Origin of the sequence: Acidovorax sp. 99 (assembly GCF_003096455.1) — a bacterium.
Taxonomy (GTDB): domain Bacteria; phylum Pseudomonadota; class Gammaproteobacteria; order Burkholderiales; family Burkholderiaceae_C; genus Acidovorax; species Acidovorax delafieldii.
Map to the genome: position 1 here is coordinate 3,577,629 of NZ_QEKU01000001.1, position 11,364 is coordinate 3,588,992.

The 11,364-nt window shown below is 59.9% G+C and carries 11 protein-coding genes; all 11 read left to right on the forward strand.

Annotated elements, in window-relative coordinates; genetic code table 11:
• Window positions 1-36: 36 nt before the first annotated feature.
• The 11 genes from fabD to lepB all read left to right on the forward strand — a co-directional run bounded on the left by fabD (window position 37) and on the right by lepB (window position 11,334).
• Complete coding sequence (fabD, locus tag C8C95_RS16585) at window positions 37-987, forward strand: ACP S-malonyltransferase (protein WP_116749298.1); 951 nt, start codon at window positions 37-39, stop codon at window positions 985-987.
• Entirely contained in the window at window positions 984-1,742 is a 759-nt protein-coding gene (fabG, locus tag C8C95_RS16590) for a 3-oxoacyl-ACP reductase FabG (RefSeq protein WP_116749299.1), read from the forward strand. Before fabD ends, fabG begins: the two co-directional genes overlap by 4 nt.
• A gap of 103 nt (window positions 1,743-1,845) precedes the next feature.
• Window positions 1,846-2,085 carry an acyl carrier protein gene (gene acpP, locus C8C95_RS16595; RefSeq protein WP_003058049.1) on the forward strand — a complete coding sequence of 80 codons (240 nt, stop codon included), beginning with the start codon at window positions 1,846-1,848 and terminating at the stop codon, window positions 2,083-2,085.
• A gap of 48 nt (window positions 2,086-2,133) precedes the next feature.
• Window positions 2,134-3,378 (forward strand): beta-ketoacyl-ACP synthase II, encoded by a 1,245-nt coding sequence (gene fabF / locus C8C95_RS16600; protein ID WP_116749300.1) that lies wholly within the window; start codon window positions 2,134-2,136, stop codon window positions 3,376-3,378.
• 199 nt (window positions 3,379-3,577) lie between these two features.
• A complete protein-coding gene (locus C8C95_RS16605; RefSeq protein WP_243415710.1) occupies window positions 3,578-4,021 on the forward strand; it encodes a hypothetical protein in 444 nt (147 codons plus the stop codon).
• Between the two features lie 6 nt (window positions 4,022-4,027).
• Window positions 4,028-4,654, forward strand: a complete 627-nt coding sequence (gene rpoE / locus C8C95_RS16610; RefSeq protein ID WP_116749301.1) for an RNA polymerase sigma factor RpoE — start codon at window positions 4,028-4,030, stop codon at window positions 4,652-4,654.
• Between the two features lie 9 nt (window positions 4,655-4,663).
• Window positions 4,664-5,314 (forward strand): sigma-E factor negative regulatory protein, encoded by a 651-nt coding sequence (locus C8C95_RS16615; protein WP_116749302.1) that lies wholly within the window; start codon window positions 4,664-4,666, stop codon window positions 5,312-5,314.
• 179 nt (window positions 5,315-5,493) lie between these two features.
• Window positions 5,494-6,411 carry a MucB/RseB C-terminal domain-containing protein gene (locus tag C8C95_RS16620; RefSeq protein ID WP_243415711.1) on the forward strand — a complete coding sequence of 306 codons (918 nt, stop codon included), beginning with the start codon at window positions 5,494-5,496 and terminating at the stop codon, window positions 6,409-6,411.
• Between the two features lie 161 nt (window positions 6,412-6,572).
• Entirely contained in the window at window positions 6,573-8,042 is a 1,470-nt protein-coding gene (locus C8C95_RS16625; RefSeq protein ID WP_116749304.1) for a Do family serine endopeptidase, read from the forward strand.
• Window positions 8,043-8,551: 509 nt separating this feature from the next.
• Window positions 8,552-10,360, forward strand: a complete 1,809-nt coding sequence (gene lepA, locus C8C95_RS16630) for a translation elongation factor 4 (protein ID WP_056061364.1) — start codon at window positions 8,552-8,554, stop codon at window positions 10,358-10,360.
• A complete protein-coding gene (lepB, locus tag C8C95_RS16635) occupies window positions 10,360-11,334 on the forward strand; it encodes a signal peptidase I (RefSeq protein ID WP_116749305.1) in 975 nt (324 codons plus the stop codon). Before lepA ends, lepB begins: the two co-directional genes overlap by 1 nt.
• Window positions 11,335-11,364 lie beyond the last annotated feature (30 nt).

Here is an 11,364-nt window from a genome sequence, read left to right on the forward strand (position 1 = left end):
GCTACCGGTCAGTTTCATCATATTTCTGGATTTTTCATGAAGTCTTTTGCATTTGTCTTTCCGGGGCAAGGCTCGCAATCGGTTGGCATGCTCGATGGTTGGGGTGACCACCCGGTGGTGGCGCAGACCCTGCAGGAAGCCTCGGATGCTCTGGGTGAGGATGTCGGCCTGCTGATCAAGGAAGGCCCCAAGGAGGCTTTGGCCCTGACCACCAACACCCAGCCGGTGATGCTGGTCGCTGGCGTGGCGGCATGGCGGGTGTGGCGCGCAGAAGGCGGCGCAGCCCCGGTGGCCGTTGCCGGGCATTCGCTGGGTGAATACTCTGCCCTGGTGGCGGCTGGTGTGTTGACGCTCGCGCAGGCGGCCCCGCTGGTGCGGCTGCGTGCGGCGGCCATGCAAGAGGCGGTGCCTGTCGGCACCGGCGCCATGGCAGCCATTCTGGGCATGGAGGCTTCCAAGGTCATCGCTGGTTGTGCCGAGGCTTTGGCATCGTTCGGGCCAGATACGGCTGAGGTGGTGGAGGCTGTCAATTTCAACGACCCGATCCAGACCGTGATCGCCGGTACCAAGGCGGGTGTGGACAAGGCCTGCGAGGTGCTCAAGGCGGCGGGCGCCAAGCGCGCATTGCCCCTGCCAGTGTCGGCGCCTTTCCATTCCAGCCTGATGAAGCCTGCGGCTGAAAAGCTGCGTATGGCGCTGGCGGAGGTTGCGCTTGCTACCCCTCAGATTCCGGTGGTCAACAACGTGGACGTGGTGGTGCAGCAAGACGCTGATGCCATTCGCGAAGCGCTCTACCGCCAGGCCTTTGGCCCCGTGCGCTGGGTGGAATGCGTGCACGCGCTGAAAGGCCGTGGTGTGACGCACATCATTGAATGTGGCCCTGGCAAGGTGCTGGCAGGCCTCACCAAACGCATCGACCCTGAACTGGTCGGCGCAGCATTGTTTGACTCGGCCACACTGGCTGAAACCCGGGAGTTGTTGGCATGACGGAATCGACCCAGACAGCAGTGCAGGCAGCGCAAGTGGCGCTGGTGACCGGTGCATCGCGCGGCATCGGTGCTGCCATTGCCCTGGAGTTGGCGGTGCGCGGCTACCAGGTGGTGGGTACAGCCACCACGGATGAAGGCGCTGTGCGCATCAGCCAAGCGCTGTCGGCTTACCCTGGTTGCCGCGGTGCCAATCTGAACGTGAACGATGTGGCTGCGGTCGAGGCCCTGATGGACGCCATCGTCAAGCAGCAAGGCGGCCTGCATGTGCTGGTGAACAACGCGGGCATTACGCGCGACACTCTGGCCATGCGCATGAAGGACGACGACTGGGATGCCGTGCTGGACACCAATCTCAAGGCGGTATTCCGCACGAGCCGCGCCGCGATCCGGCCGATGATGAAGCAGCGCTTTGGGCGCATCATCAGCATCACCAGCGTGGTGGGTGCGTCGGGCAATCCAGGCCAGGCCAATTACGCTGCGGCCAAGGCGGGTGTGGCGGGCATGACGCGCGCACTGGCCCGTGAGCTGGGCAGCCGCAGTATCACCGTGAACTGCGTGGCACCCGGTTTCATCGAGACCGACATGACCTCCGTGTTGCCCGAAGAGCAGCAAAAAGCGCTCAATGCGCAGATCCCGCTGGGTCACATGGGCAAGCCGGCCGACATCGCGCACGCAGTGGCGTACCTTGCCTCGCGCGAGGCTGGCTATGTGACGGGGCAGGAGTTGCATGTCAATGGCGGCATGTACATGTAGTTATTGAAAGTTAACGCCGGTTCATCCGGACGGCGGGTCGTTTAGGGGCTTCTCCTTAAGCGGCTAGAATCGCGGATTCATTCACAACCCCCAGAGGGAAACCATGAGCGATATCGAAGCACGCGTCAAAAAAATCATTGCCGAACAACTCGGTGTGGAAGAGTCTCAAGTCACCAATGAAAAGGCCTTCGTGGCAGACCTCGGTGCCGACTCGCTCGACACGGTGGAACTGGTGATGGCTCTGGAAGACGAATTCGGCATCGAGATCCCGGACGAAGACGCCGAGAAGATCACCACGGTGCAAAACGCCATCGACTACGCCAACACCCACCAGAAGGCCTGAGCGGCGCCCTGCGCCTGACTCAAGCGATCAGCAGAAGGTTTTATACGCATGAGCCGTCGTCGCGTTGTCGTGACCGGCCTGGGTTGCGTCAGCCCCGTGGGTAACACGGTGGCCGAGTCCTGGGCCAATCTCCTTGCCGGCCAGTCCGGCATTGATCTCATCACCAAGTTCGATGCATCGAACTTCGCCTGCAAGATTGCGGGAGAGGTCAAAGGTCTTGACCTGGAGTCGTACATCAGCGCCAAGGATGCGCGCGCGATGGATACCTTCATCCACTATGGCATCGCTGCTGCAGCGCAGGCCGTCCAGGACGCAGGGCTTCCCACGGGCGAAGCGCTCAGTGAGGAGTTCGCCACACGCATTGCCTGCGTGATCGGCTCCGGCATTGGCGGCCTCCCGCTGATCGAAAACACCCACGCCGAGCTGGTCAGCCGCGGGCCACGGCGTATCACCCCATTTTTTGTACCTGCGTCCATCATCAACATGGTGGCAGGGCATGTGTCCATGCGCTTTGGCTTCAAGGGGCCCAACCTTGCCGTGGTGACTGCCTGCACAACAGGCTTGCACTGTATCGGCGAGGCAGGTCGTATGATCGAATACGGCGATGCGGACGTGGTCGTGGCTGGCGGTACCGAATCCACGGTATCTCCGCTGGGCATCGGCGGGTTTGCCGCCATGCGGGCCCTGTCCACCCGCAACGACGACCCCAAGACGGCATCCCGCCCATGGGATAAGGACCGCGACGGTTTTGTGCTGGGCGAAGGCGCCGGTGTGATGGTGCTCGAAGAGTATGAACACGCCAAGGAGCGAGGCGCCAAGATTTATGCCGAACTCAGCGGCTTCGGCATGAGCGCAGATGCAGGTCACATGACCGCTCCCAACATGGATGGGCCCCGGCGCGCCATGCTCAGCGCGTTGCGCAACGCCGGGATCAATGCCGATCAGGTGGATTACCTTAACGCCCACGGCACGTCCACTCCCCTGGGTGACATCAACGAAACCAACGCAATCAAGGCGGCCTTGGGTGACCACGCCTACAAGACCGTTGTGAGCTCCACCAAATCGATGACGGGCCACTTGCTCGGCGGTGCGGGGGGGATTGAGAGTGTGTTTACTGTGCTGGCACTGCATGAACAAAAAGTGCCGCCTACCATCAACCTGTTCAACCAGGATCCGGAGTGCGATCTCGACTACTGCGCCAATACGGCGCGGGACATGAAGATTGATGTGGCCGTCAAGAACAACTTTGGCTTTGGCGGCACCAACGGAACGCTGGTATTCAAACGCGTCTGATTGCGCGCATATACCAATCTCGGATTCGATGGCAATACGTATCGCTCGTGGCCTGCGGGCGATGTGTGATTGACTGTGGTGTCGGACCGTCATCGAATTGGCGCTTGATCCGCCCGTCGAAGGGAGCTGCCTTGTGACGCGGCTTTCGAGACGGCCTCCCCCTGTCCAATATCCGTTGTGTCGCAGTCGGGCGCTGGGCGTGCTGTTGGCTGCCTGGGTGCTTGCTGGTGGTGCCGTTTTGGTTGCCTGGATCGCTTTGGGTAGCCGTGCTGCGCATCTGTCTATCGCAGTGGCCCTGTGTTTCTGGCTGCCATCGATGGCGGCTGCCATGCACTTTTGGTGGAGCCAAGCCCGTGGAGTTTTGCAGTTCGACGGCCAAGCCTGGACGCTGAACCGAGTGGCGCCGCCCACCAGTGTGCCGCTGACGCTTTCAGCGCCCCCGGAGGTGCTTCTGGATCTGCAGGCGCATCTGTGGGTGCGCATCTTGCTCGTCGGACATCCGCCGCTGTGGTTGTGGCTGGAGCGTTCCAGTCAGCCAGAGCGCTGGATGGACTTGCGCCGTGCGGTATATTCGCGCGCCAGATCGGGCGCTGACAACGCTGACGAAACCGCCCGGCAAGCTGCCCCAGGGCGTGAATACTGAGTATCCATGACTGTAATTCCGCCTTCCCCCTCCGAAGACAGCGACCTCCAACTGGTGGAGCGCACGGTAGCGGGCGACCAGCGCGCCTATGAATTGCTGGTCATCAAGTACCAACGCCGCATCGAACGGCTGATTGGGCGCATGGTGCGCGACACGGACCTGGTGCAGGACATTGCCCAGGAAACCTTCATCCGCGCCTATCGGGCGCTGCACCAGTTTCGCGGCGACGCCCAGTTTTACACCTGGCTGTACCGGATTGCTGTCAATACAGCCAAGAAGGCGCTCATGGACATGAAGCGCAACCCGGTCATTTCCGAAAATGCATTCAGGGGTTCGGAGGACGAGGATGAAACTTCCCGCCTTGGACACGAACTAACCAGCGACGAAACCCCCGAAACTGTCCTTGCGGCACAGGAAATCGCCCAGGTCGTGAATGCAGCCATGGAGGCCTTGCCCGATGATCTGCGCCAAGCTGTCACGCTGCGAGAGATTGAAGGGCTCAGTTATGAAGAAATTGCTGCCGCGATGGGGTGCCCCATTGGTACGGTGCGATCTCGAATTTTTCGGGCGCGAGAAGCCATTTCGGCCAAAGTGCGCCCCTTGCTCGAAAACCAGTCGGGCAAACGGTGGTGAGGTGATTGAATGAACAAGGCACAAACAGGTATCACCGCCTCGGCGGACGTCAGCTTGACCGGCGGACGGAGCGAACAGCTATCTGCTCTGGCGGATGGTCAGCTGCACGGCGATGCGTTTGCCGATGCGCTGGCCTGGGCGGCGGAAGACGAAGGACGCGACACATGGGCGGTTTACCACCTTGTGGGCGATGCGTTGCGTTCTTCTGATTTGGCGCGGCCAGCAAATCCAGCGTTTCTGTCCCGCTTGCGCGAAGAGCTGGCCAAGGAGGCTCCGCCACAGCGTCCACATGTTCCAGCCCAACTGGGCATCGTAGCGACCCCTCTGCCTGTGGCTGCCAATGCTTCGGTTTTCCGTTGGAAGATGGTTGCGGGCTTTGCGTCGCTGGCCGCCGTGGCCGCCATTGGTTGGACCTCATTTTCCCAGCTGCAGGGTGCGGGCGGAGCGGGGGCTCAACTGGCCGCGTCTTCCCCCGAGCGCGCGACGGCGCAAGGCGCGCCTGTCGTGGCTGTTGCTGATGCGGACGGCCAGCAAGTGATGATCCGGGATCCTCGATTGGATGAGTTGCTGGCGGCCCATAAGCAGTTTGGCAGTACTTCGGCCCTGCAGATGCCTGCTGGCTTTTTGCGCAACGCTACTTTTGAGACTCCTGGCCGCTGAATCGTGAACGGTATGTCTGGCGCTGAGATCGTGTGATGAACCCCTCTGGAGTTGCGAAGGTCTTTGGAAATACCCGGGTTCGATGGCTTGGCTCGCTGATAGCCGCAGCGATGTGTGGCTTGTTCGTGGGGCCTGTGGCGGGGGCTCCTGCCGCATCCTCTGAGTCAACTACCACTGCAGTGGCCGAGCGCGACATGGCGCAGTGGATCGAGCGCATGCACAGCGCACCGTGCAGCCGAGCCTATGCCGGAACCTTTGTGGTGTTGTCGGCCAACGGCGCCATGTCCAGCTCACGCATCTGGCACGCATGCGATGGCCAGCAACAATTGGAGCGGGTTGAATCGCTCAGTGGCACTCCGCGCACGGTCTATCGCCGTAACGACGAAGTTCGTACCTTCCTGCCCCAGGCGCGCGTTGTGCGGTCAGACCGTCGCGATGCATCTGGGCTCTTTCCGCGCGTACCTGTGGTCAGCGGTACATCGATCGCCCAGTTTTACACGCCCCGCCTGCTGGGGCAGGAGCGGGTGGCTGGCTTCGTGTCGGACGTGGTCTGGTTTCAGCCTACGGATACCCTGCGTTTCGGTTATCGGCTCTGGAGCGAGCGCGAAACCGGGTTGGTGGTGAAGCTGCAGACGCTGGCGGCTGATGGTCGGGTCTTGGAGCAAGCGGCTTTTTCCGAGCTGGATCTCAATGCGCCGGTGAAGGTTGATCAACTGACGCGTCTGATGGACGCGACGTCGGGTTACAAGGTAGTAGCACCCTCAGTGGTCAAAACTACGGCAAAGGCCGAAGGCTGGGCCTTGCGCCAGCCCGTGGCCGGGTTTGTGCCTGTCAGCTGTCACCGACGGGCGGTGTCTGACGCTCCGGATGCCTCCAGTGTCTTGCAGTGCCTGTACTCCGATGGACTGGCCTCGGTGTCGTTGTTTCTGGAGCCCTTCGACCCGCAGCGCCATCCCACGCAGCCCCAGGTGTCCAGCATGGGCGCCACACAGCTGGTAGCCCAGCGTGGGCCGTCAGACACGTGGTTGACCGCAGTGGGAGAGGTGCCTCTGCAGACGCTACGCCTTTTTGTAGGTCAGCTGGAGCGCCTGCGCTGACAGCCGCGCTGCAGACGACTGCGGGCCGCCATATCCGGTCATTTGGCGGTTTGTGTGGGCATGGAGGGCGTGACGAATGCGGGGAACCATTTGGCGTCACACTCTTCACAGTCACACACAATTCGTGAACAGCATTCGCCAAGAATCAAGAAAGGTCGAAGATGCCGAAGTTTGATGGAAGTATGTTGCGTTCGGTGGCAGTGGCATGCCTGATGGGTGGTCTGGCCACGGTCTCGGTAGCGCCCCATGCGGCGTTGGCACAACCTGCACCGCTGGTTCGGGGTTTGCCTGATTTCACCGATCTGGTGGATCAGGTGGGGCCGTCAGTGGTCAACATCCGCACCGTCGAGAAAGCGTCCAGTCGAGCCAACGCCAATGGCATGGACGAAGAGATGCTGGAATTCTTTCGCCGGTTTGGGGTACCCATCCCCAATGCTCCGCGTCAACAGCGGCCTCAACGGCCTCAACAGGAAGAAGAGGCGCAGCCACGTGGAGTGGGATCGGGTTTCATTCTGACCTCTGACGGGTTTGTGATGACCAACGCGCATGTGGTTGAAGGCGCTGACGAGGTCATTGTGACCTTGACGGACAAGCGTGAGTTCAAGGCGCGCATCGTGGGGGCTGACAAGCGCACTGACGTGGCCGTTGTGAAGATCGAGGTGTCAGGATTGCCTGCTGTGAAAGTGGGGGATGTGAGTCGCCTCCGAGTGGGCGAGTGGGTGATGGCGATCGGTTCACCCTTTGGGCTGGAAAACACGGTCACTGCGGGCATCGTCAGCGCCAAGCAGCGCGATACGGGTGACTACCTGCCCTTCATCCAGACGGATGTGGCCATCAACCCCGGAAACTCTGGCGGGCCGCTCATCAACATGCGTGGTGAGGTGGTGGGTATCAACAGCCAGATCTATTCCCGCTCTGGCGGATTCATGGGTATCTCGTTCGCCATCCCCATGGATGAAGCCATCCGTGTGAGTGAGCAGCTGCGTGCTTCGGGCCGTGTGACGCGTGGCCGTATCGGTGTCCAGATCGGGCAAGTCACCAAGGATGTTGCTGAGTCGATTGGCCTGGGCAAGTCGCAGGGCGCTCTGGTGACGGGCGTGGAGGCAGGATCGCCTGCCGACAAAGCGGGTGTGGAGGCGGGCGACATCATCACGCGCTTTGATGGCAAACCCATCGAGAAGGTGGCAGACCTGCCGCGCCTTGTGGGCAACACCAAACCAGGCAATCGCAGTTCGGTGACGGTGTTCCGTCGCGGTGCATCCCGCGATCTGGCCATCACCATCGCGGAGATCGAACCTGACAAGCCCGCCACCAAAGTAGCCGAGCGCGAGGAGAAACCCAAGGCCTCTGCCGCTGCGCAGCAGATCGGTTTGTCAGTGACGGAACTGACGGATGCCCAGAAGAAGGAACTCAAGCTCAAGGGCGGGGTGGTCGTGGCGACCGCCACGGACGCGGCAGCACGCGCTGGCCTTCGGGAAGGGGACATCATCCTGTCGGTTGCCAACACCGAAGTGGCGGGCGTGAAAGAGTTTGAATCCGTGCTGTCCAAGGCTGATAAGAGCAAGTCCATCAACGTGCTGTATCGCCGCGGCGAGTGGGCTCAGTACGCGCTGATTCGGCCCGGCAGATAAGCGCCACAAGCGAGAACGAGGATGGCCCGGAGTCGGGCCATTCCCTACTTTTCAAGGGGGCCATTGTCGGTGCCTGGTTTTTTTGAGGGGTTGGTAGGAGACGTCCACACCAGTCTAGATGTTAGCTTTTGCTAACTTTTCAGAGGTCCATCAACCAGTTTCGATAGAATAGAGACTTGCGTTCAACGCTTATCTGCATATCGACGGACGCTCTGTTCACGATGTGGGATGTTTTTGAGCAATGCACAGTTGATCCACAGCTCACCCACAAGTTGTCCAGCGTTGTTCTTGTGCAGACTGTGTATAAACTGTGTATAAAATTCCTGTTGCACCCTGGCAACTTCCCTTGGATGCCGAGGGGCGGGCTTTTTCAGGCGGCCTTTTTGCCTACAATGAAGCTCCAACTATCGCAGTTGCCAATGATTGTTGGTTCAGGGCGCGTCGCCATTCGACGCGCCCTTTTTTCTTGTGCGCACTGTTTTAATTCAATCACTTGACGCTTTCCGTTGATGAATCACATCAGAAATTTTTCCATCATTGCGCACATCGACCATGGCAAGTCGACGCTTGCCGACCGCTTGATTCAGCGGTGCGGAGGTCTTGCAGACCGTGAGATGGAGGCCCAGGTTCTGGACTCGATGGATATCGAAAAAGAGCGTGGGATAACCATCAAGGCGCAGACCGCTGCGCTGCAGTACAAGGCTCAGGATGGGCAGGTCTACAACCTCAATCTGATCGACACGCCAGGGCATGTGGACTTCTCATATGAGGTGAGTCGTTCGCTGTCTGCATGCGAGGGTGCGCTGTTGGTGGTGGATGCATCGCAGGGGGTCGAAGCGCAGACTGTGGCCAACTGCTACACCGCTCTGGATCTGGGTGTGGAAGTGGTGCCGGTGCTCAACAAGATGGATCTGCCCAACGCTGATCCAGACAATGCCAAGGCCGAGATCGAAGATGTGATCGGCATTGATGCCACCGACGCGATTCCTTGCTCTGCCAAAACCGGTATGGGAATCGATGAGATTCTGGAGGCGATTGTTGCCAAGGTGCCCGCACCACGTGGCAATGCCGATGGCCCGCTGCGCGCGATGATCATCGACAGCTGGTTCGACAGCTACGTCGGGGTGGTCATGCTGGTGCGTGTGGTCGATGGCCGCTTGCTCAAGGGCGAGCGCATCAAGATGATGGCCACGGGCGCGGTGTACAACGCCGACAACCTGGGGGTGTTTACGCCCGCCAACGAGCCGCGCAATTCCCTCGATGCAGGGCAGGTGGGCTACATCATTGCCGGCATCAAGGAGCTGCAGGCCGCCAAGGTGGGTGACACCATCACGCTCGAGAAGAAGCTCCCCAACAATGCAGGGCCTGCTACGGACGCGCTGCCTGGTTTCAAGGAGATCCAGCCCCAGGTGTTCGCAGGTCTTTACCCCACCGAAGCCAGCGAGTACGACTCGCTGCGTGACGCCCTGGAAAAGCTCAAGCTCAACGATGCTTCGCTCCACTATGAGCCCGAGGTGAGTCAGGCGCTGGGCTTTGGCTTCCGCTGCGGCTTTCTTGGACTGTTGCACATGGAGATCGTGCAAGAGCGGCTGGAGCGCGAATTCGACCAGGACCTCATCACGACGGCCCCCAGTGTGGTCTATGAGGTGGTCAAGGCCGACGGCGAAGTGATCATGGTCGAGAACCCTTCCAAGATGCCTGACCAGGGTCGTCTGGAGGAAATCCGCGAGCCTATCGTGACGGTCCATCTGTACATGCCGCAGGACTATGTGGGCCCGGTGATGACGCTGGCCAATCAGAAGCGTGGCGTGCAGATGAACATGGCGTACCACGGTCGCCAGGTAATGCTCACTTACGAAATGCCGCTCGGTGAAATCGTGCTCGACTTCTTTGACAAACTCAAATCGGTCTCGCGCGGCTACGCCTCCATGGACTACGAGTTCAAGGAGTACCGTGCCTCCGATGTGGTGAAGGTTGATATCCTGCTCAACGGAGAAAAGGTGGATGCCTTGTCCATCATCGTGCACCGCTCGCAGTCGCAGTACCGCGGCCGGGCAGTGGTTGCCAAGATGCGCGAGATCATCAGCCGCCAGATGTATGACGTGGCCATCCAGGCGGCCATTGGCGCCAACATCATTGCGCGCGAGACCATCAAGGCACTGCGCAAAAACGTGTTGGCCAAATGTTATGGCGGCGATATCACCCGCAAACGCAAGCTTCTTGAGAAGCAGAAAGCTGGCAAAAAGCGCATGAAACAGATCGGATCGGTCGAGGTGCCTCAAGAGGCATTCCTGGCCATTTTGCAGGTGGAAGATTGATGCAATTCATGCAAATTTTGACGTCACTGGTGCTGGCGGCCTTCGTGGGCTATATCGGTGCCTGGTATACCGGAGCTATCGAGGGCAACTTTGCACTGCTTTTGTTTCTGGCGACGGTCGTCACCGGCATCTACTGGCTGGCAGAGCGCATTTATTTTCTGCCTCGGCGGCGCCGCGCGGCGCAGGCCATCGAGGACGCAGCAACTGAGCGGCGTGCGGAGCTGGATCGCATGGGCATCCAGAAGGTGGATGTGGATGTGCAGGAAGCCCAGGGCCGCATCCTCATGCAACCCTGGTGGCTGGACTGGACTGCGGGGTTGTTCCCAGTCATCGCTGCGGTGTTTTTTTTGCGCTCGTTTCTTTTCGAGCCTTTCAAGATTCCATCGGGCTCCATGATCCCAACGCTGCTCGTTGGCGACCTGATTTTGGTGAATAAATTCACCTATGGCATTCGACTGCCTGTCATCAACACACGGTTGACGGAGGGATCCAGGCCCGTTCGCGGCGATGTTCTGGTGTTCCGTTATCCACCACAGCCCAGCATGGATTACATCAAGCGTGTCGTAGGGGTGCCGGGCGATGAGGTGGCCTACATCAACAAGCGCCTCACCATCAACGGTAAAGCTATTGACACCAAGGCGTTGCCCGACTTCTTTGAAGAAGACTCCATGCGTTACTTCAAGCAGTTTGAAGAGAAACTGGGTGATCAGCCGCATCGGTTGCTGAACAATCCCGACGTGCCCGCTTTTGTACAAGGCGCCAGCAATTTTGCTTATCGCGAAAACTGCCGCTACAGTGTAGAAGGTGTCACTTGCAAGGTGCCGGAGGGGCACTATTTCATGATGGGCGACAACCGCGACAACTCGCTCGATTCCCGTTACTGGGGGTTTGTGCCCGAGGGCAACATCGTGGGCAAGGCCTTTTTTGTCTGGATGAATTTCGGTAATCTCAAGCGCATCGGCTCGTTCCATTGAGTGCGGGCGCTTGCCAATAACATTGAGGGG